Here is a 21,139-nt window from a genome sequence, read left to right on the forward strand (position 1 = left end):
CTCCGCAGCCGATCGCCTCGGCTGGGAGCGGACCGGAGGCGACGAGTTCGCGAGTACCCACCTGGACCGGTCCACGTGGCGCCTCTACGGCGGGGTGGGGGCGAACGGTGTGGGCGTCCGGGACCCCGACGCCGTGTCCGTCAGCGACGGCTCGCTCGTGATCACGGCCCGCGGCGACGTCTCCGGCGGCCTCGCCTGGCACGCCCAGCCAGCGACCACGTACGGCAAGTGGGAGTTCCGCGCCCGGGTCGAACCTGGCGCCGGTTACGCCCCGGCGATCCTGCTGTGGCCCGACTCCGACGTCTGGCCCCTGGACGGGGAGATCGACGTGATGGAGATCGTGGCCGGCGATCGGATGACCAACCACACGACGGTGCACTACGGCGCCGACGACCAGCGTGACGAGCGCATCGTCAGCGGCGACTTCACGCAGTGGCACACCTACGCCGTCGACTGGCAGCCCTCCGGCATCACGGTGTACCTCGACGGCGACGAGATCTTCCGCACCACCGACCCCGATGCCATCCCGGACGGTCCCATGCACCTCGCCGTCCAGCTGGACGTCGGTCCCCAGGGCACCTGGATACCGCCGCGGGACGCGTCGACCCCGGACCAGGTCAGCCTCTACGTGGACTGGGTGCGGCTGTACCAGTGACGACCGAGGGTGCTGCGGTCAGCGAGCTCGGGGCTCCGTCGGCCCGCAGGCGAGGGGGTGCGCCGCGGCGGGTGGCCGGCGTCCTGGGGACGATGCTCGGCCTCGCCGCCACGGTGGGTGTCCTGGCGCACCTCTACCCCTCGGGCAGCAACCGCCTGGTCGCCCTCAGCGCCTTCTCCTCCCACCTGATGGCGCTGGGTCCGCTGGCCGTGGTGCTGCTCGTGCTCGCGCGGCGCCGGTTGTCGGCGCTCCTCGCCGTCGCGCTCGCCGCGGTGTCGATCGTCGTCCTGGCCCCCACGTATGCCGGCGCCGGTCCGGTGGCTGCCGGGCCGATGCTGACCGTCCTGACCGCGAACGTGAAGCTGGGTGAGGCGGATCCCGACGGCGTCATGGCAGCTGTCCGGAGCGCGGGTGCGGACGTCGTCCTGCTCCAGGAGCTGGCACCCGAGCTGCGTACCCGGCTCGCCGCCGAGGGTCTGGACCAGGTGCTGCCCCACAGCGTCGTGGAGGCCCGGCCGGGAGCCGACGGCATCGGCCTGTGGAGCAGGTACCCGCTGGCCGACCCGCAGCGCGACCGGCTGACCTTCCCGTGGGTCGCGGCGAGGGTGGTGGTGGGCGAGGGTCGGCCCAGTGCCACCGTGCTCGCCTTCCACGCAGCAGGACCCTGGCCGCAGTCCGCGGACGAGTGGGTGCGGGACATGGCGCGGCTGCCCGGCGTGCTGGACCGGCTGGCGGCCGGGGCGGACGAGCACGGCTCGAGCGTCCTGGTCGGCGGGGACTTCAACGCCACCTGGGGCAACGCGCAGTTCCGCGCGCTGCTGCAGGACGGGTACCGCGACTCCGCCGAACAGCTCGGTCGGCAATGGACGGCGACGTTCCCGTCCGGCTACGCCGTGCCGCCGCTGATCGGGATCGACCACCTGCTCGTGCGGGGAGCCGCCGCCCAGGAGCTCCGGACGGTCGAGATCCCCGGGTCGGACCACCGCGGTCTCGTCGTCCGGGTGGCGCTCCCGGGCGACTGACACCGCGCGGGCACCGTCACCCGACGGCAGCCCCGGGACGCCGGTGCCCGGGGTCGTCCACGCGGACGACCTCCGCGGGGTTGCCCACGCACACACCCCATGCCGGGACGTCGCGCAGCACCAGCGCCAGAGCTGCCACCCGGGCGTGTGATCCGACGTGCAGGGAGCCGACCACCACGCAACCGGCACCGAACTCGACGGCGTCCCCGGCGCTGGCAACCCCCTTCTCGGTGCCGTCCCGGCGGACGACGTTCCCGATGGTCACGTTCTGCCGCAGCACGCAGTCAGCGCCCAGCCGCACCCCGGGGTTCAGCACGATGCCGTGTGGGTGGTAGAGCCTCAGTCGTGGTCCCACCTCGAGGCCCGGCGGCAGCTCGATGCTCCAGAACAGCGACGTGAACAGGGAGTAGAAGGCCGCGAAGACCCGGCCGGGGAGACCCCCGTGCCGGACGGCCCACTGGGCCGCGCGGAACCACGCGAGCACGAGCTGGGAGTCCAGGTAACCCGCGTTGACCGACCAGTCCTGGGTGACCCAGCGGAGCAGGCCCTGCTGCCGGCCGGGGGTCGTCACTGACCCGTCCCCACGTACTGGAACACCACCGCGTCCGCGGTGCGGTGCACCGTGGTCCAGCCGGGCGCGTCGGTGAGGGTCCGCTCGAGGGCCTGGAGCGAGCCGTTCGGGAGCATCCCGTAGTACTCGGCGTACTGGATCATCCCGGTGCTGATCATGAGGTAGGGCCGCTCACCCTGGGTGGCCATGAAGTCGTCGACCGCGGCCAGGTTGGCCTCGTCGAGCATCCGCCCACCCAGACCGGCGTAGCCGATGAGGTCCGGGTCCCCTCCGGATGACGGGACGCCGAAGCTGTTGTAGTCGCCGTCGAGCCGTCCCGGCGCGTTCTGCGCGCCGACGACGATCATCCGGCCCTTCTCGCCGTGGTCGTAGAGCCACTGCGCGGTCTGCACCTCGTTGCGCGGGAACGTCGTCCAGGCCAGGGTGCCGTGGAGCCCCTGGATGCTCGCCAACGAGGCCGCGACCAGGAACACCGCGAGAGCCGGGAGGACCACGCGCTGCCACCGGATGCGCAGCACCGCCTGCGCGATGAGGAAGGCGGTGAACGGCAGCGAGAACAGGTAGACCCGGTAGATGGCCTCACCGCCGTAGCTCTGCCCCACCAGGATGAGGAAGGGGGCGAAGGCCAGGGCCGCCGGCAGGAGCACGCGGCCCATCCGACGCCAGGACGCCACGACGGCGACGGCGCCGAGCAGCCACACGGCCAGGGCCAGCAGCGAGGACACCTGGCTGGTGAAGACCTGCCCGGCCGTGCCCTGCGTCGCCGTGACGACGCCGCCCGCGTTGTCCCAGAACTTCAGGCTGTCCAGCAGCCCGTAGGCGCTGTTGATGAACTCCAGCCGCGGCGCGAGGTAGCCCGCGACGATGGCGATGCACCCCAGGACGGCCCAGCGCGGCCGGACCAGGCCGAGGACGGTGGCGAGGAACAGCCCGGCCACCAGGATGAAGGGGGACAACTGGTGGGAGATCGTGATCGCGAAGACCACCAGGTACAGACCGGCCAGCGCCGTGGCGCGGGTCCGGGACGAGGTCTGGGGAACCTCCTCGGCACCGCGGGTGGACCAGGCCTTGAGCCGGCGCAGCAGTGCCGGCCCCCTCTGCCACCTGGTCGGGGTCCGGCGCAGCCAGGCCACGACCACCAGCAGGGCCCCGAGGCTCAGCTGGAACGCGAAGGCCTGCGGCGAGAGGTAGGAGGTGCCCACCCACAGGCCGGCGTGGAAGAGGAACACCGTCAGGTAGGCGACCCGCCGGTCGGTGGACCAGTGCCGGGCGATGGCGTAGATCGGCAGGCAGGCCAGCAGGCTGAAGAACACCGGAGCCCAGGTGGCGAGCGCGAGGGTGCTGATCCCGGTGAGGTCGGCCAGCGCCGCCACCGCGGTGAACAGCGCGGGCCACTGCTGGTAGATGTCCCGTGGGTCGGTGACCCCGTGTCCCTGCACGAAGTACTCGACCACGCCGATGTGCTTGTACGTCCAGGCGTACTCGGGCATGGGGAAGAGCAGCGGGACAGAGGCGTCCAGGACGAGCACCAGGCCCAGCACGCCGGCCGCCAGCACGAGGGGGCGCCGACCAGCGGCGAGCTCCAGGACGAAGCCGGCGCAGATCAGTGCGAGGCCGACGAAGAACAACGGCCCGACCATGCCCAGCAGTCCGTAGTCGGAGCGGACCGAGGTGTCGACCTGGGTCAGGCTCACCGCCCAGGCGACCAGACCGGCCAGCACCACGAGCGGAGCGCCCCAACGGCGGACCGGGGAGCTGGGGCGCGGCACCTCTGCCGCTCCGTCGTCCCGGCGCTGTGGCGACGGGGCCGCCGTGGCACCAGCGAGGCCTTCCGGCGGCAGGGTGCGGGTCATCGGGTCACCCGCCGGTGACGGAGCTCGGCCACGGCGACGGACACGACCGTCGCGACGGCGAGCACGAGCAGCAGGACGGTCGGCGACCAGTCGTTCAGCCAGGCCATCACCGCGGTGCCGATGGCCCACAGCGACAGGGACAGGACGTTGGTCAGCGCCACCGACGTCGACGGCCGCCCGGATGGCACGTGGGCCATCACGGCCGCCCCGGGGCCGGCGCAGACGAAGGCCAGCACGGTGACCAGCCGCAGCCAGGACGGGGCGTCGAGCAGGACGGCCGCGCTGGAGAGCACTGCGGTCACCAGGCCCACCCAGCCGATCGACCGCCGGGTGGACGGGATGGGCTGGTCGACTGCCGGTGCCGGGGTGCCGTCCTCCCGGACAGCCTGTGCGGTGCTCATACGGTTGCCTTCCGTCGTGGACCTGCAGCGCCTGCAGTTCCGACCTCCCGGACACGGCGCGCGGGGACCCCGGCGTACACGCCACCAGGAGCGCAGTCGGCCGTGACCACCGCACCCGCTGCCACGATGACGTCGTCACCGATGGTCACCCCGGGGAGGACCATGACGCGCGCGCCGATCCACACGCGGTCCCCGATCCGGATCGGGAGCCCGGAGGCCGTCTGCACCCAGCCGCCACCGGCTGCGCGGTGGTCCGAGGTGATGAACAGCGCCTGCATCCCGATGGCGCAGTCGCTGCCGATCTCCACCGGTGCCACTGCCTCGATGTAGCAGCCCAGGTTGAAGTAGGTGCGCCCGCCGATGCGGACGTTGCGCGGATCCCCCTCCACTCGGAGCATCGGGCTGACGGCGAACGAGTCGACCGTCATGCCGCCGACCCGGTACAGCCCCCGGCGCAGCACCTTGGGCACCACGAAGGACGCCGCGATGCGGTTGAACCACAGGTTGCGCAGGAAGATCCGCCCGTCGAGGCGGAGCTGTTCGGCCAGCAGGCGGAGGGACGCCGAGGACGACCGCTCAGCCGGCGGGGGGGCCGGGTGGATCACGAGGTGCTCCCTGGGGACGGGGACGGGGACGGAGCCGGGAACGGTCCGACGGGTTGGACGGTGCCGGGGTCCAGAGGGGGCTCCACGCCGGGCTCGAGACCCGGTTCGAGGACCCGTCCGGTACCGGGGGGGTTGCCGGCTCTGTCGCCGGTGGGGGTGTCACCGGGCTCGATGAGCTCGCGGTGGAAGCGCAGGGCGACCGGCAGGACCGCGAGGGCCGTGACGGCCTCGCAGACCAGGTAGAGCAGGGCCAGGCCGTCGATCCCGAAGTCGGGCAGGCCGATGACCGCCACGGTGAGGAAGACCACCGTCTTCACCGCCAGCGAGGCCACCAGCGGCGTGAGCTTCTTGCGCGCGACGCTGAGCGCGGTGAACAGCACGAAACCCGCGCTGAACGGGAAGGACAGGGCGATCAGCCGCAGGGCCGTCGCACCCTCGTCGGCGTACCCGGTCCCGAGCAGGGTGAGGATCAGCGGGGCGGCGAGGGCGACGACCGCACAGGCGGCGACGCTGACCAACGCGGTCAACCGGACGGAGCGCCGGATCAGCCGACGGAAGGTGCCGGCGTCCCCGGCGTACTCCACCACGAACGCCATCGCGATGTTCCACACCAGGGTGCCGAAGGAGACCCCGATGAACCACGGGATGTAGAAGTAGGCGGCCGCCTCGCTCCCGAGCCGGGAGGACACCAGCACCGGCGGCAGCAGTGCCACACAGCTGGCCAGCGCGCTGGCTGCGTAGTCACCGGCGACGAAGCCGCGGATCGACCGCCAGCCGACCTCGCCCGAGGCGGTCGACGTCGTCACGTGCCGCGGGACCAGCCGCCGGAACACGAAGGTGTTGACCACCCCGACCGCCACGAGGGTCGGCACGACCAGGGCTGCGAGCGCTCCCCAGCGGGTGGAGAGCGGCACCAGCGCGAACAGCAGGCCGACCCGCAGCAGACCGGCCAGGAGGTTCTCCAACGGCACCCACACCGCCCCGCCCAGCGAGGTGAGCGCACCGTCCTGGACGAGGAAGAGCGCGTAGCAGAGGGTGGCCCCGATGAAGACCAGCGGGACGAACCACTCGTCGCCGAGGATGTCGCTGCCGAACCCGAGCGCCAGGAACACCCCCGCGGCCAGCAGCCCGGTGAGCAGGGACAACCCGTAGGCCCGGGCGATGAACCCGCCGGTCGCCCGCCCTGCGCGGGGGACGAAGCGCAGCAGGACGCTGATGATGTTGAGCTGGGCGAGCCCCGCGAGGAAGGTGATCGCGGAGAGCGCGGACGAGGCCTGCCCGACGGCGGTCGGCGGCAGCAGCCTGGCCGCGATGATCCAGAACAGCATGCCCAGCACCCCGGTGAACACCGTGGAGGCCATCAGCGCCAGCGCGTTGAACTCCATGGCCCGTGCCTTGGGGGCTGCCGAGTGCGCGGGGGTCATCGCCGGCCCCCCGTCCGGGTGCGCAGGTACGCGCTCGGTCCACCGAGCATGCCTCGTACCCGCAGGCGGCCCAGCTCCGGCGGCAGACCCTCCAGCAGGGTGGTCACTCCCGGCTCGCGACGGCCCAGCCGCCCACGGAGGACGGTGAGCGCGGCGTGGGCCAGGCCGACGAGGTGTCGCGGGTCCCGGACGACCAGCGCGGTCAGCAGGGCGGTGAACCCGGTGCCGTAACCCGACATCTGACGGGCGAGCTCGGCGTCGGTCCGCCGGTGCGCGTGGTTGGTGACGGCGGAGGGCTCGTAGCCGAGCGAGAGCCCGGAGCCGAGCATGCGCACGACCATGTCGACGTCCTCGCCGCCGCGGCTCGCGGTGCCCGTGCCGAGCGCCTCGTCGAAGGGCCCCTGTGCGCGGAGCGCCTCAGCACGGAAGGCCATGTTGGCGCCCATGAAGGTGCCGAGTTGGTACAGCGAGTGCGAGCGGACGACCCCGGCTGCGCGGCGGACGAGCACGCGGTAGCGGGCCGGGTGCCACGCCCCGGCGCGTGGGCGCTCCAGGCGGAAGGTCTCCGGCTCGAGGACCTTGGCCGTTGCCCCGCTGTGCCGTTCGAAGACGTCCTGGGCGGGCGTCTCCAGCTCGCTGGGCAGCACGAGACCACCGACGCCGGCGAGGTCCGGCTCCCGGGCGAAGCGCTCGGCGAGCGCGCGGGTCCAACCGCGGTCCACCTGGACGTCGTCGTCGGTGAAGGCGATGAGCTCTCCGGCAGCCTCGTCCACGCCGCGGTTGCGGGCAGCGGAGATCCCGGGCACGGGCTGGCGGAGCAGGCGCACCTTGGCATCGGTCAGCTGCGGGATGGTCGCGAGGACGTCGTCGGCGCTGCCCTCAGGCCGGTTGTCGACGACCAGCACCTCGAGCGGGAGGTCGTCCTGGTGGAGGAGGGTGTCCAGGCAGCGGGCCAGGCCCTCGGGGCGCTCCAGCATCGTGGGGACCACCACGGACACGCTGGGCAACCCGGTCCCGGACGGCGGTCGCGGCACCTCTGGTGCAGCCCCGACCTGACCCGCCGCTGCCTCGCGGGCAGCGCTGTCCAGGGCCTGCGGCATGGGCAGGGTGACCAGCGCGACCGGTCGAGCGGCGCGCCACACCACGAACAGCACCGCGCCGTAACGTGAGCCGTCCTCGACGCTGAGTCCCAGGTCGGCGGGCGCCGCGTCGAGGTCCCAGCGGACGACCTTGGTCGGCCTCCAGCTCTCGTCCAGGGTCTCGACGGCTGGGACCCGGGCCGCACGCCGGTCCGACCGGCGCTGCCGCAGGTAGGCGGCGGGCCCGCGCTTCATGCCGGCCCGGTTGGCGGCGAGCAGGTCGGTGGGGAAGTCCTCCGCCAGGCCCGACACCCGCAGGCTCGAGGGGCTCGTCATGTCGCGCAGTGCCTGACGGGCGAGCAGGGCCAACCGGACCAGGACGCGCGGGTCGTCGACGATCAACGACGTGTAGAAGGCCGTCAACCCGGTGCCGTAGCCCTCCATCTGCCTGCGCAGGCCGGCCAGGTCGCTGCGGTGGAAGTGCCGGGTGATCGCACTCGGTCGGTAGAGCGTCGCGCCGCCGGCCCGCAGCAGGTCGGTGAACACCCGGGTGTCCTCCGCGCCGTGGGTCAGCGTGCCCGCCCCCAGCGCGTCGTCGAACCCGATCCGGCGGAGGGCAGCCGTGCGGAAGGCCATGTTGGCCCCCACGCCGAAGGGCGGCAGCGGGTACAGCGGGCTCTGCTTGTCGGCACTGCCGCGCCCGAAGTCGGCGGGGACGAAGCCGCGGCCCTTGCTGTGGCCGCCGAACTGCTCGAACCACACCTGGGCTCGCGTGGCGAGCTCGGCGGGGACGACCAGACCCGACACGGCGTCGGCGTCGGGTCGTTCGGCCATCGCGCGGGTCAGCTCCGAGAGCCACATCGGGTCGGCGATCTCGTCGTCGTCGATCCACGCCACGACGTCACCCTCCAGGGGCAGGGCGAGCGCGTGGTTGCGTGCACGGGAGAGTCCGGCGTGCGGCTCGACGGTGTAGCGGACGTCGAGCCGCCCGGCGAAGCCGGCGACGACGTCCCTCGTGGCCGAGGTGACCGGCGCGTTGTCGACCACCCAGACCGCGAAGTCCGGGTGGTCCTGACGGGTGAGGCTCTCGAGGCAGGCGGCCAGGGCGTGGGGACGCTCACGAGTGCAGATCACCACGGTGGCCCGTCCGGCGCTGGCCAGGTGGCGGGCGTGCCGGTCTGCGAAGCGCTCGGTCGCCGTCCGGCGGCGCACCTCCTCGCCCCAGCGTTCGTCGAGCAGGAGCTCCACCTCGGCCGCCGTGAGACCCACCGGTGGCAGGGCGAGGACCTCCCAGCCCAACGGCTCGCCGTCAAGACGCACCAGCAGCCACGCCACGTCGGCTGTGCTGCCGTCGGCGGCCGTCCGCGGGACGGCCGGGGTCGGCCCGGCGAGGTCCACGTCCAGGACGTGGGCTGCCACATCGCACGCCGGCGTGGCGCGGTCCTCCACCGCGGTCATGTCGAACCGCTCCGTCCTCGAGGTGGTGCTCATGTCAGTTCGCGGTGCAGTACCTGCACAGCGGTCCGGCGGGCCAACCGCCACGCCGGCGCGGCGAACCGCTTGACGTGCGGGGCCACACCGGGTTCCCCGTCGCGGACGAGGGCAGCGAAGGCGTCACCGGTGACGCCCGGTCGTACGTGCAGACGTGGTAGACGGTACGGATCATCGCGGGACGAGGCGATCCTCCGGCCGACGATGCACCCGTTGGAGTAACCCGCTGCCGCGACGGCCCTGGCCACGCGCCGGGACGAGTAACCATGCGGATAGCAGAACGAGCGGACCGGGAGACCCAGCGCGTCCTCGATCTGGTGACGGCTGTCGGCGATCTCGGTGCGCAACTCCTCCCCGGGGAGCACGTCCATCGTACGGTGGTTGACCGAGTGGCTGCCGATCTCGACGCCGGCCGCGGCGGCCTCGGCCAGTTCGCTCCAGCTCAGGCGTGACCCGTGCGGGTCGTCCGGGGCCAGCCGCAGGCCCACGTCCCCCGTCGGCACGTACATGGTCGCCCGCGCGCCCACCCGCTGGAGCACCTCCACGGCGTTGCGGAAGTCGAGGAGGCCGTCGTCGAAGGTGACGCCGAGGACCCGCGCGGCGGGGTCGGCATCTCGCCGCGAGAGCGCCTCGGTGAGCCCGACCAGCTGCCAGCCGTCCTCGGTCAGAGCCGACAGCTGGTCCTCCAGCTCGCCCACCGGGACCTGGTGCTCGTTCGGATGGGCCGAGGCGACCGCGGGCACTGAGTGGTACATGAGGACCGGCATCCGCCAAGTCGCCCGCCCACCGGCGGCGCCCCGGCCGGGTAGCGCGGTCACGCCTGCGCCCCGTGCTGCTCGGTCTGCTCGGGCTCCGCACCGGCGTCGGTGGTCAGGCCCACCAGCGACGCGGTGGCCCGGGCCTGTTCCGCATCCCGCCGGTCCTGCGGCCGCACCGCCGCGCGTCGGGCCGAGACCAGGTAGCCGAGTCCGGCCGACGCCACGCCGAGGACCATCGCGCCGATCCGCGCCAGCGCCCAGACGTCACCGCGGAGCAGGTCCAGCAGGGCCCGGCCCACTCCCCGGGTCAGGACGGTCCGGACGAACGCCCGCTCCTCACCGAGGACGTCGGCGTCGGACCGGGACAACGCGGACATGACCTGCTTGCCCGATCCCTCGGCCCAGTTGCGGCGGAGGAAGAAGCCGAACGTCCGCCGCTCAGGCGGCACCTCGTGCGAGATCACCGCGCTCGGGACGAACCGCCACCTGGCGGTCGGTCCGATCCGGGCGTTCATCCGCAGGCAGAGCTCCGTGTCCTCCGGCTGGGAGGCGTGCCCGACCTTGCCGAACGCGTCGTCGAACCCGCCGACCGCGAGGAACGAGTCGCGGCGGACGGCCATGTTCCCGCCCCAGACGTTGCGGACGTCCGTGTCCTGCGATCGCGGCTCCGTGCCGCCGACCGTCCAGGAGAACTGCTGGGGGAACCACCGCGGGGTGCCGCCCGGCCACCGCGCCTCGACGGCTCCGCCGAGACCGGTCGCCTCGGGCGCTGCCCGGTGAGCTCGGACCAGGGCATCGATCCAGCCGGGGTCCGCCACCTCGTCGTCGTCCAGGAAGACCACCAGGTCGCCCTGGGCCACCCGGGCGCCGGTGTTCCGGCCGCCGGAAGCCCCGCGGGTGAACCGGTTGGCGACCACCACCGCCCGTTCGCCCAGCGACCGGCTCAGTCGCTCCAGCAGGAGGTCGTTGTGGTCGACGACCACGACGACCTCGCACGGGTGCGACTGCGCCAGCACCGACTGGACGGCCCGGAGGATCTCGTCCCACCGCTCCTCGGTGAAGCAGGGGATGACGACGGAGACCGTGGTCATGCCGCGCCGCCGTGGCGGCCGGCCAGCTGGCCGGGGGAGGTGGGCACGAGCTCCGCGACCGTGTTGGGCTCGGTGCCCAGCTGCTGGACGACGTTGTCGAAGTGGTGCCGGACCACCACCGCGTCCGTCGCCGACCGGAGCTGCTGCGCCCGTGAGCGGTCGACGCGGGCACCCCGGCCGACGCCGTTCACCCGCTCGACCAGGAGCGCCCGGAGGACGCGGGACCCGTCCCGCCAGGTGTTGAGGTTGCTCTCGCCGTGGATGCGCTCGAACTCGAAGCTGGGGACTTCGCTGATGCTGAGGTGTGCCTTGGCGACGCGGGTGTTGATGATGGTCTCGATCTCGAAGCCGTCGCCCCACAGCTTGCCGTCGCGACCGACGTCCGCGGAGTCGAGCTGGAGCACCGGCAGGCAGTGGGCCCAGAAGGCGTTGTAGCCGTAGCAGAGGTCGGTGTAGCGGGTGCCGAACAGGACGTTCACCGCTCGGTTCAGCCAGCGGTTGCCCCACGCACGAGTGGGCGTGATGTCGGCGCTGCCACCGCCGCCGGCGAACCGGGTCCCCTTGGCGAAGTCCGCACCACTCATCAGGACCCTGACGTAGTCAGCGATCTCCCGGGGGTCGGCGGACCCGTCGGCGTCGAGCATGACGACGATGTCACCCGTGACGGCGGCGAAGCCGCACGCGAGGGCGTTGCCCTTGCCGAGCCGGTTCTGCCGGACGATCCGGACGCCGGGGCGCAGGGAACGGGCGACGGCGATGGTGTCGTCGACGCTGCGGCCGTCGACGACGATGACCTCGTGCAGGTCGTCGGGAAGCGCAGCGAAGACCGGGGGGAGGTTCTTCGCCTCGTTGTAGGTCGGGATGACCACACTGACCTTGGGTGCTCGCGCATCCTCGGTCGTGGGGGTCGTCGTGGGCAGGTCGGCGGGTCCAGGGCTCAACGCCAGGTCCTCTCGGGATCATGACGGGCCCGGTTTCGCCACTGCTCACCGTCGGGCTTCGGCGACCAAGAAAGTGCCCGACGGGTCATCGCTACCCGTAGTACGTGTGCATGGCTGTCATCCGGCGGGGTGCCTCGTCGCTGTGCACTGATGACGAGACCGGCCAGGTCCGACGTTTCCCCCGTGTGCCCCCTCGCTCGTCACCGCCGTGACCCTGAGTCACCAAGGCGCCATGAAAACAGTGTTGCCTGACTGGCGAAAACCTGTCCACCTGCATACGAGGTGGTACCGCTCCGGGGTTCATCCGGATGGGTGAAGACAGTGAACTCGCCGATCAAACTGCACAAAGGGTAATCAATCAATGACTCTGAGCGGTGTGCGATCGGTCTCGGTGACCATCGTGACCACGTACGGGCCCACACACCGTGACGCCGGCCGAGCACGACCGGGCGTCCCTCGCGCGGGACCTGCCGATCACTGGTTGTTCTGTCAGTGCAGGGACAGCCCCCGGGCCGCTGGCGCCGGGACGCAGCAGCCGTCAGCTCCCGCCGAGGTGGTCCAGCACCCGCCGGGCGCTCTGCTCCACGCTGGACGAGCGGGTGTCGATCGTCAGCTCGGCGTCGGTGGGCTCCTCGTACGGGTCGCTGATCCCGGTGAACTCGGCGATCTCCCCGCGGCGCGCCTTCGCGTACAGGCCCTTCCGGTCGCGGGCCTCGCACTCGGCCAGCGGCGTCGCCACATGGACCAGCACGAAGGAGCCCGGCCCGGCCTGCTCCTCCACCAGCCGGCGGGCGTCGGCACGGGTGGCGGCGTAGGGCGCGATCGGCGCGCACACCGCCAGCCCGCCGTGCTTGGCGATCTGCGCAGCCACCCAGCCGATCCGGCGCACGTTGGTGTCCCGGTCGGCCTTGGAGAACCCCAACCCGGCGGACAGGTGGGTGCGCACCTCGTCGCCGTCCAGCAGCGTGACCGTGTGCCCGCCCTCGAGCAGCAGCTCGACCAGCTTGCCGGCGATCGTCGACTTCCCGGCGCCGGACAGCCCGGTGAACATCACCGCCCGCCCGCCGGTGTGCGGCGGCGCCGGGTCGACGTGGCTGGCCACCGGCCCGGCGCCGTAGGCGGTGGCGAGCTCCAGCCAGGTCACCTCCGGTGCCGCGGCGGTCACCGGCACCGGGACGACGATCGTCTCCCGACCAGCGGCGCGGTCGGCCCAGACGGCGGCGCCGAGGGAGATGACCGCGGAGTCCGGGGCGGTGCCGGCCACCGGCAACAGCACCAGCAGCCGGTCGGGCAGGCCGGCGTCGCTCTCCGGCGGCGTGCCCACCCAGGCGGCCGGCTCGGTCCAGCCGCGCGCCTGCAGCTCGGCGCGGACGCTGGCCGGCGAGCGCCAGCGCGGGATCTCGTGGACGGTCAGCCCGTCGGGGCTGGTGGTGGCCACCAGGACGCCCTCGGCGTCCTCGAAGTCGGTGCCCGGGGCGAGGTCGGGCGCGCCGGGGGTCAGGCCGAAGGCGTGCCGGGCCAGGTCGGCGAGCTGGGCGTGCAACAACCGGGTCCGGGTGGGGGCCATGGCTGCAGTCTGGCAAGCCGCTGCGGCGGGGGGCAGCTCAGATGGCGGGGCGGACGACGCCGCAGCGGCACCGGTACAGCGAGGACCCACTGAACGGGTCATCGCCCGACCGGGTGTACCGGTGCAGGTGCCAGGAGGCACCGTCAGCGCGGCGCACGTCGGACCGGGGGCCAGCCAGCACGCCCTCGAGGAGTCGGATCACCCGATGATCATGCGGTCATCGGGCCACGAAAGGCGAGACTGCCTCGTCTCCGTGACGAAGATCACGTCCCTCGCCGGGGTGACCCTCGGCGGGACGACGGCGGTGCGGCGGTGTCACCGCCGCACCGCTCAGCGGGCGGTACGGATGCGCTGGCAGCCCGAGCGCTGGGCGGCGAAGCCGGACTGCAGGGCGTCGGCGAGGGCGATCGCCGGGTCGAGGACCTCGGACACCGGAGCGGGAGCGGTGGTCGTCATGCCGGAAAGCTAGGGCAACGCTGTGTGCAGCCGCGGGCGACACACGGTGATCGTCAGGAGGGAGCGGTCGTGGTGTGCACTCCTGTCACACGGGCTGGACGGCGGCCGAGCGTGGCGTCCAGCCAGGCGTCGGTGCGCCGGTCCCAGGTCCGCTCGGCGGCCCAGTCGACCCGCTCCTTCGCGCAGCCGACCGGCTCGTCGACGGCGGCGCGCATCGCCGCGGCCATCTCCTGCGCGGTCGCGACGACGGAGGTGTGCGGCGGGGTCTCGCCGGAGTGCTCCAGGTGCCCGGCGGTCGCGACGACCGGCAGCCCGCGCGCGCAGTAGTCGTAGGTCTTCATCGACGACTGGCCCAGCGCGATGCCGGCGACGTCGGGGATGAGCCCGACCGTCGCGGCGTCCAGCACGTCGGCCAGCCGGGCGCGGGGGAGCAGCCCCTCGTAGCGGAACCGGCCGCCGGTCTCTCGCTCCAGCGCGAGGAACCGCTCGCGGGCCGCCTGCGCGGAGCTGGGGAAGACGAGCTGGCCGTGCACGGTGAGCGTCCAGTCCGGCAGTGCTGCGAGCAGCGCGCGGACGAGGTCGACGTCGAAACGCTCGGCGATGCTGCCGACGTACACCGCGTGCCGCTCGCGGCGCTCCGCCGTCCGGGGTGCGGTCAGCAGCGTCTCGTCGGTGCCGTTGGGGACGACGACCGGCGTCCGGCCGGGGAAGAGGTCGGCCAGCACCGGGTTGACCACGACGACCTCGTCGGCCTCGTCGGCGATCCGGCGCAGCTGGTCGGGCAGGCCGCGGGCGTGCGGGAGCAGCCGGGCCCAGTCGTCGGTGCAGTCGAAGACCCGCCGTCCGGGGAGGGCGCTGGCGGCCCGCCACTCCCAGGGGAGCATGAACACCGACAGCTCCGGGTCCCAGCCCGAGCGGTGCAGGAAGCCGGCGAGCAGGCCGGCGTCCAGTCGCTCGGCGGCCGGGCTGCGCAGGCCGGGCTGGACGGTGGACCGCTCGGTGACGGCGATGCCGGTCTCCGGGCTCTGGAAGCGGGCCCGGCGCAGGTGCGCCCACCAGTTGCCCGGGTCGGTGCGCAACCGGCGGGCGTCGGCCGGTGCCTGCACGAAGCGGACCGGCAGGCCGCGCTGCACCAGCTGCCGGGCGATCATCTGCTCGCGGCGGATGGCAGGGTCCCACGGGTCCTTGGCGAGGAACCCCACGCCCGTGCTCGGGGGATGTGCGTCCAGGGCCGGCGCTCCTCGCTCTTCCCGGGTGCCGACCCTCGATCGCTGTTGACGAGGCACCGCGGACCAGACTGTGCACGACCATGATGCGTGCTGCCGGTCGGCGCGAACGAGGAGGTGGCCGTGTCGGCGTGGCAGGGGCTGCTCGTCCGGCTGCCGCTGCCGGTCAAGCGCGCCGTGCTGTTCCGCCAGGCGCACGGCCGCTGGCCGCCGCGGACCCCGCGGACGTTCGTGGAGAAGGTGAACTGGCGGGTGGTGCACGACCGCCGTCCGCTGATCGGGCAGCTCGGCGACAAGCTGGCGATGAAGGCCTACGCGGCGTCCCGGTGTCCCTCGGTGCGGGTCCCCGCCGTGCTCTGGTCGGGGACGGACGTCGCCGCGTTCGCGGCCCTCGACCTGCCGTCCCGGTGGGTGCTGAAGCCCAACCACGGCACGATGCGGGTGCACATCGGCCGCGGCCGCCCGGACGTCGCCGAGCTGGCGCGGATCACAACCGGCTGGCTGGACGAGCCGCTGTTCCGGACCCGCGGGGAGTGGGTCTACAGCCAGGCGCGGCGGGTGTTGCTGGCCGAGGAGTTCCTCGGGTCGGGGGAGCCGCCGGTGGACTTCAAGATCCTGGTGTTCGGCGGGCGGGTGGCGCTGGTGCAGGTCGACACCGGCCGGTTCGGGGATCACCGGCGGCGGCTCCACCGCCCGGACTGGACGCCGATCGACGTCGCCGAGGACGTCGCTGCCGGGCCGGTGACCGCTCCGCCCGCGCTGCTGCCGCGGATGCTCGAGGTGGCCGAGGTGCTGGGCGCGGAGTTCGACTTCGTCCGGGTGGACCTGTACGCCGTCGACGGCGAGGTGTGGTTCAGCGAGCTGACGCCCTACCCCGGCGGCGGGCTGGACCGCTTCGACCCGGCGCTGGACGTGTCGCTCGGCGCGCTGTGGCAGCTGCCGCCCCGCTCGGCTGTGCGGCGCCGGCGCTAGGGTCGGGTGATGCTTCGTTGGGCCGGTGCGCTGCTGACGGCAGCAGTTCTGTCCGCATTCGCGTTCCTGCTGCTCACCGGGGACTACATCCGCGAAGGTCCGGTGCTGGTGTCCCTGAGCGAGGCGCACGGCATCCACCGTGGCGACGTCGGCATCGTCGCCTTCTGGACCATCGGGATGATCGGCCTGCTCATCGCTGCCTCGACCCGACCCCCCTCGAGGGCCCGGGAGACGGACCGCCGCTGACGTCGGGCTGGCATCGCGGCTCCGTGACGATGAGTTCCGGTGTGGATCCGGGTCTGCCTCTCCACGAGAGTGCCCACGCGAGGAGAACGTCATGACCGCCACGTACACCTTCGACGTCTTCTGCAGCCTGGACGGCTTCGCGTCCTACGGCGCCGGAGGCGATTGGGGCGGTTACTGGGGCAAACAGGGTCCCGAGTTCCTCGACCACCGCCTCGCCGTGGTGAGCAAAGCGCAGCGGATGGTCCTCGGTGCCACCACCTTCCGGCAGTTCCTCCACTTCCTGGGCCCGGGCAGCGCGGAGCCGGACGGCGGTGATCCGGTGAACACCCGGATGAAGAACCTGCCGACGACGGTCGTGTCGTCGACGCTCGAGGGACCCCTCGACTGGCCGGACGCCACCCTCGTGAGCGGGGATGCTGTGGACGTCATCGCCCGGCTCAAGGAGGAGTCGGACGTGCCGCTGCGCTCGCACGGCAGCCTGTCGCTGAACCGGGCGCTCATGGCGGCCGGCCTGGTGGACCGCGTCCAGCTGACGATCTTCCCGGTGATCACCGGCCGGACGGGGGAGGAGTCGGTCTTCCAGGGGGCGGCCGACTTCGACCTCGAGCTGCTCTCGGGTCGGACCTTCGACGGCCGCATCCAGGAGCTCGTCTACCGACCCACCCTGCACGGCTGACGTTCGGGCGCTGGTTGCGCACGTCGGCAGCGCGTGTGACGCTCCCCGGCGTCGCGCTGTGCCGGCGCGGTCCTCCTCGGATCGGCCGTGCTCGAGGCGCTGCTCCTGACCGTCGCGGACCGGCGCCGCGAAGGCCCTCAGCCACCAGCCGGAGCGGGCGGCTGATCAGCCGCTCCGTCGGGATCCGCCCAGTCCACGGAGACGTCCGTGAGATCCGCCAGGCTCGCCAACGGCACTGCGCGGCCCTCGCCCGCGCACGTGTCGAAGACCTCCAGTTCGCAGACCCGGCCGTGCAGGACGTGCAGCACGACGTCCACCCGGCCTCGGCTGGTGGCGGTGACCGCGACGCGATCGCTCCGGTCGGTGGCGGACAACTGTGCGATCCGCTCGGGCGGGATGGCCGGCCGGCCGGTGCGCAGCCGCACCGATGAGCAGCCGCAACGGCAGGTCGCGTCCACGAAGACCGTGGCGACCTGGTCGAGCAGCAGCGGCTCGTCGACGGCCGCAGCCAACGCGGTGAGCAGCCGGCGCTCCGGGGCCGTCGGCGCACGAGGTGGGTCGAGGTCCCGCCAGACGGGGTCGCCGACGGTGTCCACGACGGCCAGTCTGGCCAGGGTGACCCGGGCGGACCAGCGGATTCCGCGGGCCGACCGTGACCGCGTCGGGACCCGGTGCGGCGGCCGGCGGCCCTGGGGTGCTCGCCATGTCGGACGGCGCATGGCGCGCGGGGCCGGGGACGCTGGCACCTCGGGGGCCGGGTCGGCGCGCCGCGGCGATCAGCCTCCTGGCCGCCGCGCTCGCCGGTTGCCTGGTCACCGTCCCCGCTGCGTACGCCTACTACGACGACCCCTGGCGGCCGCTCGGCCACGCGCTGGGTCCGTGGGTCGCCCTCGTCCACGCGGTCAGCGCCCGGTCGTGCTGTCGGTCGCGCGCTCGGTGGCCTGCCTGGTCAGCGCGGTGTTCACCTTCTACCTTCCCCTGGAGGTCGGCCACGACATCCGCTGGGCCGGCAGCGGCAGCGTCATGGCGGTCGACTGGAGCGACGTCCAGTTGTGGAGCGGCTTCGCGGTGGTCGCCGGCGCCGTCCTCGGTCCCCTGTCGGCCACAGCCACCCGCCCGGGGTGGCGCGGCGCCTTCGCCGCAGCCGGCCTGGTCGGCCTCCTGCTCGGTGACGCCGCCCGCCGCGCCGTCGGCTGGGGAGGCTGGGACGTCGCCGTCGTCGTCGACGCCCTGCTGGCAGTGGCCGTGCTCATCAGCGCCGCCGGCCACAACCGCGCACCGGTCCGGACGGCGGTGCTCAGTGTGCTGGCCGCGGGCGTCGGCCTGGCCCTGATCTCGGTGCCGACGCGATCGAGCAGCTGCTCGTCCAGGTCTAGCCGTGGTCGTCGTCTTGACCGGTTCGGCGCTCCGGGCGCTGGGGGACAGTGCGCCGCGCCCGCGCGGAGGGGCGCGGCGACCGCCAGCTCTGCTGCGCCTCCTCGGCCAGCTGCCGGGCAGCGATGACGCTGGCCGACTCTCGGTCGTCCCCGGCCCAGGCACGCATCAGGCCACCCGCAGGGACGACGGCGCTGCGGCCCGGGCGAGCTGCGGCCGGAGCACCCGGGTGACGGCGACCGCGAGCGCCCGGGCGAGCAGCAGGGCGAGTGCCACGGTCAGCAGCACGGTGCCCAGGGCGATCGGCGACTGCGCGCCCGGCGCGTAGAGACCGCCGAGCAGGACCCCGGCCAGCAGTGGCCCGGTCGTCACGACGGCCAGCCGGCGGCGCTGCACCTGTTCGAGCACGGTCGGGTCGGCACCCAGCGCCGCGGTCGACGCCACCGCACGACGGGTCGTCACCAGGTCGTCGGTGGCGGCCAGGACCAGCGAGGCCACCGCGGCCAGCATCGCGAGCAGCCCGGCGAGCAGGGCGAACAGGATGCCCGGCAACGACTCGGACAGCGAGTGCTGCGGCTCCAGCAGCAGACCCGTCAGGCTGCCCACCACGCCGATCACCAGACCGGCGACGCACGTGGTGCCCGCCGTCCGGCCGGCCGGCCCGGCCAGGGTGCGCAACCCGCCGGCGGCGAGCACGTCGACCGCCGTCCCGGACCGAGCCAGCCGGCGGGCCCGAGCGGTCACCCAGATCGACCCCGTCGACAGCAGGCCCAACGCCAGGACTACGAGCGCGGCGCAGAGCAAGGTGGTGGAGCGGGCGTGCCGGTCGATGTCCCGGGGCGCTGACACCGCCGCGACCAGGGCGAGGACGCCGACCCCCACGGCCAGCAGCCGCGGCCACGCCCGCACCGGCCTGCGGCGCCGCGGCGTGGCGGCGAGTGCGCCGGCCACGCCGCCGACGAGCGTGCTGAGCGCGATGACCACGAGCCACGCGACGGCGTCCAGCGGGGACAGCCCGGGCAGCAACCGGGCGCTGGCCGGGGCGGCGACGTGCAGCAGGAGCCAGAGCGCCAGGTACACGGCGCCGGCCAGCAGGCCGCCGAACGCCCCGGCGACCGCGGGCTCCAGCATCGCCACCCGGCGCAGGTCGGCCGGGGTGGCCCCGCTGAGCCGCAGCCCCTCGTGGACGGCGGCCCGCCGGGCGCTGCCGGTGGTCACCGCCTGCCAGGCCAGGGCCAGCGCCGGGAGCACGAGCAGCAGGATGCCGGTGAGCACACCCGGCCGGAGACCCGCCTGGACGACGAGCGACGAGTACTCCCCGGACGAGCTGGACACCGTGCCGCCGCCGTCCAGGTACCGGACCTCCTCAGCGGGGACGCGGAGCACGGCGGCGGCGGCGATCAGCAGCCCGCCCCCGACCGCGGCGCCCCCGGCGACGAGGAGGGTGCGGGTGCGGCCGGCGGACGTGCGGGGACGGCCGATCAGCCAGGCGGTCGAGGTCTTCACGAGAGGGCCACCTCGTGCTCGATCACGCCGTCGCGCAGCCGGACCTCGCGGTCGGCCCGCGCGGCCACGGTGTTGTCGTGGGTGACCAGCAGGACGGCTCCGCCGGCCGCCACGGTGGTGGCCAACATCAGGTCCAGCAGCGCCCGCCCCGACCGGGTGTCCAGGCTGGCGGTGGGCTCGTCGGCCAGCAGCAGGGCCGGGCCGTGCACCAGCGCGCGGGCTGCCGCGGCGAGCTGCGCCTGGCCACCGGAGAGCTCGGACGGCAGGGTGTCCGGACCGACCGCCAGACCGACGCGGTCCAGCCAGCCGTCGGCCGCGGCCCGCGCGTCGGCGGCCGGGTGGCCCTCCAGCAGCAGCGGCAGCGCCACGTTGTCGCGCACCGGCAGGTCGGGCACCAGCTGGCCGAACTGCAGCACCAGGCCGATCGACCGGCGGCGCACCAGCGCGCGGGCGGTGTCGTCGACGCCGGAGAGCTCCGTTCCGGCCACGGTGACCCGGCCGCTCTGCGCGCGCAGCACACCGGCGGCGAGCAGCAGCAGCGTGGACTTGCCGCAGCCACTGGGGCCGGTCACCGCGACGACCTCGCCCGGCGCCACGGACAGGGTGGCGTCGCGCAGCGCCTGGGTGCGGCCGTAGGTGTGGCTGACCGCGGACAGGGTGAGGGTGGGCGGGTTCACGAGTGGGTCCTCTCGGGCGGGGTCGGGGAGGAGCGGAGGAGATCGGTGGCCAGGTCCAGCCAGCGCAGGTCGGCGTCGAGGTGGGCGATCAGGTGCTCGCGCACCAGCCGCTCGGCCGGGCTCGCGCCCGGTGGCACCTGCCCGAGCTCACGCATCCGGCGCAGGTGCACCGCGCGCTGACGGGCGACGTGGCCCTGGACGTCGATGCCGGTGTGCAACGCGGCGATCGTCTTGCGGACGATCTCCTCGGCGCCGGTCCCGGTGGGAGGCGCGGGCTCGGTCAGCCACGCCCGCAGCCGCTCGTCCCCGGCGTCGGTGAGGGCGTAGACCGTGCGCTCGGGGCCGCCGTCGACCCGGGTCTCGACCACCTCGGCCAGCCCGTCCCGCTGGAGCCGGGCCAGGGTCGCGTACACCTGGCCGAACGGCAGCGGACGGCTGTCCGGGAACCACGCGTCGTGCTCCTGCTTGATGTCGTAGCCATGGCGTGGTGCACCCGCCAGCAGGGCGAGATGTAGTTCGGTCAACGACATGCGCTGTGTCTACACGAC

At 73.5% G+C, this 21,139-nt stretch carries 23 protein-coding genes; 6 read left to right on the forward strand and 17 right to left on the reverse strand.

Annotated elements, in window-relative coordinates:
* Positions 1 to 133: 133 nt before the first annotated feature.
* Positions 134 to 655: a glycoside hydrolase family 16 protein gene (locus tag FHL79_RS25100; RefSeq protein ID WP_171058132.1), complete on the forward strand. Its 522-nt coding sequence runs from the start codon at positions 134 to 136 to the stop codon at positions 653 to 655.
* 71 nt (positions 656 to 726) lie between these two features.
* Positions 727 to 1,677 (forward strand): endonuclease/exonuclease/phosphatase family protein, encoded by a 951-nt coding sequence (locus FHL79_RS11725; protein WP_138758777.1) that lies wholly within the window; start codon positions 727 to 729, stop codon positions 1,675 to 1,677.
* Between the two features lie 16 nt (positions 1,678 to 1,693).
* Here FHL79_RS11725 and FHL79_RS11730 read toward each other — a convergent pair whose 3' ends face one another.
* The 13 genes from FHL79_RS11730 to FHL79_RS11780 form a co-directional block, all read right to left on the reverse strand.
* Positions 1,694 to 2,248: an LbetaH domain-containing protein gene (locus tag FHL79_RS11730; RefSeq protein WP_138758778.1), complete on the reverse strand. Its 555-nt coding sequence runs from the start codon at positions 2,246 to 2,248 to the stop codon at positions 1,694 to 1,696.
* Positions 2,245 to 4,017, reverse strand: coding sequence for a hypothetical protein (locus FHL79_RS11735; protein ID WP_138758779.1), 1,773 nt, complete (start codon positions 4,015 to 4,017; stop codon positions 2,245 to 2,247). The genes FHL79_RS11730 and FHL79_RS11735 overlap by 4 nt, the downstream gene beginning before the upstream one ends.
* Positions 4,018 to 4,097: 80 nt before the next feature.
* The gene (locus FHL79_RS11740; RefSeq protein ID WP_138758780.1) at positions 4,098 to 4,502 is read right to left on the reverse strand and encodes a hypothetical protein; all 405 of its coding nucleotides are present in this window, start codon (positions 4,500 to 4,502) and stop codon (positions 4,098 to 4,100) included.
* On the reverse strand, positions 4,499 to 5,107 hold the full coding sequence (locus FHL79_RS11745) for an acyltransferase (protein ID WP_138758781.1): 609 nt from the start codon (positions 5,105 to 5,107) through the stop codon (positions 4,499 to 4,501). The genes FHL79_RS11740 and FHL79_RS11745 overlap by 4 nt, the downstream gene beginning before the upstream one ends.
* A complete protein-coding gene (locus FHL79_RS11750) occupies positions 5,104 to 6,531 on the reverse strand; it encodes a lipopolysaccharide biosynthesis protein (RefSeq protein WP_138758782.1) in 1,428 nt (475 codons plus the stop codon). The genes FHL79_RS11745 and FHL79_RS11750 overlap by 4 nt, the downstream gene beginning before the upstream one ends.
* Positions 6,528 to 9,101 carry a glycosyltransferase gene (locus FHL79_RS11755; RefSeq protein WP_138758783.1) on the reverse strand — a complete coding sequence of 858 codons (2,574 nt, stop codon included), beginning with the start codon at positions 9,099 to 9,101 and terminating at the stop codon, positions 6,528 to 6,530. Before FHL79_RS11755 ends, FHL79_RS11750 begins: the two co-directional genes overlap by 4 nt.
* Positions 9,098 to 9,856 (reverse strand): polysaccharide deacetylase family protein, encoded by a 759-nt coding sequence (locus FHL79_RS11760; RefSeq protein ID WP_171058133.1) that lies wholly within the window; start codon positions 9,854 to 9,856, stop codon positions 9,098 to 9,100. The genes FHL79_RS11755 and FHL79_RS11760 overlap by 4 nt, the downstream gene beginning before the upstream one ends.
* Before the next feature lie 59 nt (positions 9,857 to 9,915).
* The gene (locus FHL79_RS11765) at positions 9,916 to 10,950 is read right to left on the reverse strand and encodes a glycosyltransferase family 2 protein (RefSeq protein ID WP_138758785.1); all 1,035 of its coding nucleotides are present in this window, start codon (positions 10,948 to 10,950) and stop codon (positions 9,916 to 9,918) included.
* Complete coding sequence (locus tag FHL79_RS11770; protein ID WP_246080674.1) at positions 10,947 to 11,891, reverse strand: glycosyltransferase family 2 protein; 945 nt, start codon at positions 11,889 to 11,891, stop codon at positions 10,947 to 10,949. The genes FHL79_RS11765 and FHL79_RS11770 overlap by 4 nt, the downstream gene beginning before the upstream one ends.
* Before the next feature lie 538 nt (positions 11,892 to 12,429).
* On the reverse strand, positions 12,430 to 13,458 hold the full coding sequence (gene cysC / locus FHL79_RS25790; RefSeq protein WP_246080676.1) for an adenylyl-sulfate kinase: 1,029 nt from the start codon (positions 13,456 to 13,458) through the stop codon (positions 12,430 to 12,432).
* Positions 13,459 to 13,495: 37 nt separating this feature from the next.
* Positions 13,496 to 13,660 carry a hypothetical protein gene (locus tag FHL79_RS25105; protein WP_171058126.1) on the reverse strand — a complete coding sequence of 55 codons (165 nt, stop codon included), beginning with the start codon at positions 13,658 to 13,660 and terminating at the stop codon, positions 13,496 to 13,498.
* Between the two features lie 128 nt (positions 13,661 to 13,788).
* The gene (locus FHL79_RS26160) at positions 13,789 to 13,914 is read right to left on the reverse strand and encodes a hypothetical protein (protein WP_281283869.1); all 126 of its coding nucleotides are present in this window, start codon (positions 13,912 to 13,914) and stop codon (positions 13,789 to 13,791) included.
* A gap of 53 nt (positions 13,915 to 13,967) precedes the next feature.
* On the reverse strand, positions 13,968 to 15,116 hold the full coding sequence (locus FHL79_RS11780; RefSeq protein ID WP_138758787.1) for a glycosyltransferase family protein: 1,149 nt from the start codon (positions 15,114 to 15,116) through the stop codon (positions 13,968 to 13,970).
* A 147-nt stretch (positions 15,117 to 15,263) separates the two neighbouring features.
* Here FHL79_RS11780 and FHL79_RS11785 point away from each other — a divergent pair, with 147 nt between their 5' ends.
* The 3 genes from FHL79_RS11785 (at position 15,264) to FHL79_RS11795 (ending at position 17,034) form a co-directional block, all read left to right on the forward strand.
* A complete protein-coding gene (locus FHL79_RS11785; protein WP_171058134.1) occupies positions 15,264 to 16,112 on the forward strand; it encodes an ATP-grasp fold amidoligase family protein in 849 nt (282 codons plus the stop codon).
* A 9-nt stretch (positions 16,113 to 16,121) separates the two neighbouring features.
* Positions 16,122 to 16,358, forward strand: a complete 237-nt coding sequence (locus tag FHL79_RS11790) for a hypothetical protein (protein ID WP_138758789.1) — start codon at positions 16,122 to 16,124, stop codon at positions 16,356 to 16,358.
* A 91-nt stretch (positions 16,359 to 16,449) separates the two neighbouring features.
* Entirely contained in the window at positions 16,450 to 17,034 is a 585-nt protein-coding gene (locus tag FHL79_RS11795; RefSeq protein WP_138758790.1) for a dihydrofolate reductase family protein, read from the forward strand.
* A gap of 137 nt (positions 17,035 to 17,171) precedes the next feature.
* On the opposite strand, the gene FHL79_RS11800 is transcribed toward FHL79_RS11795, so the two are convergent.
* A complete protein-coding gene (locus FHL79_RS11800) occupies positions 17,172 to 17,630 on the reverse strand; it encodes a hypothetical protein (protein ID WP_138758791.1) in 459 nt (152 codons plus the stop codon).
* 319 nt (positions 17,631 to 17,949) lie between these two features.
* Here FHL79_RS11800 and FHL79_RS11805 point away from each other — a divergent pair, with 319 nt between their 5' ends.
* Positions 17,950 to 18,537 (forward strand): hypothetical protein, encoded by a 588-nt coding sequence (locus tag FHL79_RS11805; protein ID WP_138758792.1) that lies wholly within the window; start codon positions 17,950 to 17,952, stop codon positions 18,535 to 18,537.
* A 39-nt stretch (positions 18,538 to 18,576) separates the two neighbouring features.
* Here FHL79_RS11805 and FHL79_RS11810 read toward each other — a convergent pair whose 3' ends face one another.
* From FHL79_RS11810 to FHL79_RS11820, 3 genes are read right to left on the reverse strand one after another with little or no spacing between them, the layout of a single operon-like run.
* Complete coding sequence (locus tag FHL79_RS11810; RefSeq protein WP_138758793.1) at positions 18,577 to 19,914, reverse strand: cell division FtsX domain-containing protein; 1,338 nt, start codon at positions 19,912 to 19,914, stop codon at positions 18,577 to 18,579.
* Positions 19,911 to 20,591: an ABC transporter ATP-binding protein gene (locus FHL79_RS11815; protein ID WP_138758794.1), complete on the reverse strand. Its 681-nt coding sequence runs from the start codon at positions 20,589 to 20,591 to the stop codon at positions 19,911 to 19,913. The genes FHL79_RS11810 and FHL79_RS11815 overlap by 4 nt, the downstream gene beginning before the upstream one ends.
* On the reverse strand, positions 20,588 to 21,121 hold the full coding sequence (locus FHL79_RS11820; protein ID WP_138758795.1) for a PadR family transcriptional regulator: 534 nt from the start codon (positions 21,119 to 21,121) through the stop codon (positions 20,588 to 20,590). The genes FHL79_RS11815 and FHL79_RS11820 overlap by 4 nt, the downstream gene beginning before the upstream one ends.
* Positions 21,122 to 21,139: the final 18 nt, after the last annotated feature.

The organism is Modestobacter altitudinis (assembly GCF_005930475.1).
GTDB classification, from domain to species: domain Bacteria; phylum Actinomycetota; class Actinomycetes; order Mycobacteriales; family Geodermatophilaceae; genus Modestobacter; species Modestobacter altitudinis.

Coding starts and splice junctions, on each gene's coding strand:
- FHL79_RS11820 (WP_138758795.1), bottom strand. CDS start 21,121: ATGTCGTTGACCGAACTACATCTCGCCCTGCTGGCGGGTGCACCACGC.
- FHL79_RS11795 (WP_138758790.1), top strand. CDS start 16,450: ATGACCGCCACGTACACCTTCGACGTCTTCTGCAGCCTGGACGGCTTC.
- FHL79_RS11750 (WP_138758782.1), bottom strand. CDS start 6,531: ATGACCCCCGCGCACTCGGCAGCCCCCAAGGCACGGGCCATGGAGTTC.
- cysC (WP_246080676.1), bottom strand. CDS start 13,458: ATGGCCCCCACCCGGACCCGGTTGTTGCACGCCCAGCTCGCCGACCTG.
- FHL79_RS26160 (WP_281283869.1), bottom strand. CDS start 13,914: ATGACGACCACCGCTCCCGCTCCGGTGTCCGAGGTCCTCGACCCGGCG.
- FHL79_RS11790 (WP_138758789.1), top strand. CDS start 16,122: ATGCTTCGTTGGGCCGGTGCGCTGCTGACGGCAGCAGTTCTGTCCGCA.
- FHL79_RS11765 (WP_138758785.1), bottom strand. CDS start 10,950: ATGACCACGGTCTCCGTCGTCATCCCCTGCTTCACCGAGGAGCGGTGG.
- FHL79_RS11755 (WP_138758783.1), bottom strand. CDS start 9,101: ATGAGCACCACCTCGAGGACGGAGCGGTTCGACATGACCGCGGTGGAG.
- FHL79_RS11760 (WP_171058133.1), bottom strand. CDS start 9,856: ATGTACCACTCAGTGCCCGCGGTCGCCTCGGCCCATCCGAACGAGCAC.
- FHL79_RS11740 (WP_138758780.1), bottom strand. CDS start 4,502: ATGAGCACCGCACAGGCTGTCCGGGAGGACGGCACCCCGGCACCGGCA.